Raw genomic sequence first — 278 nt, 5'->3', positions numbered from 1 at the left:
GGGATGACGATAACTAATCAGTTATTGTTATTAAAAAAGCGCGACTTTCCAGCCGCGCTTTTTTAATATTTGACACACCTAATTACAGCGTTACTCACCGTAAAATGATTCAAAAAAACTTTCTAAAATAATTACCGCAGACATATTATCTACATTTCCTTTACCTAAATTTTTATAACCGCCTTGCTCAAATAAACGGGCTTTTGCGTCAGCAGTTGTTAGGCGCTCATCTTGTGTTTGCACAGGAATTCCATAGTGATTATGTAACCTGTTAGCAA

1 protein-coding gene is annotated in these 278 nt (G+C 36.0%); it reads right to left on the bottom strand.

The genetic code is table 11. The features are described 5' to 3' along the window. Positions 1 to 90: 90 nt before the first annotated feature. A partial coding sequence (ruvX, locus tag R2R70_RS19885) for a Holliday junction resolvase RuvX (RefSeq protein WP_410978881.1) occupies positions 91 to 278 on the bottom strand: 188 nt, incomplete at its 5' end.

The sequence above is a fragment of the Cobetia sp. SIMBA_158 genome, assembly GCF_046566945.1.
Classification (GTDB): domain Bacteria; phylum Pseudomonadota; class Gammaproteobacteria; order Pseudomonadales; family Halomonadaceae; genus Cobetia; species Cobetia amphilecti.
This window is presented reverse-complemented; position numbering and strand designations above follow the sequence as displayed.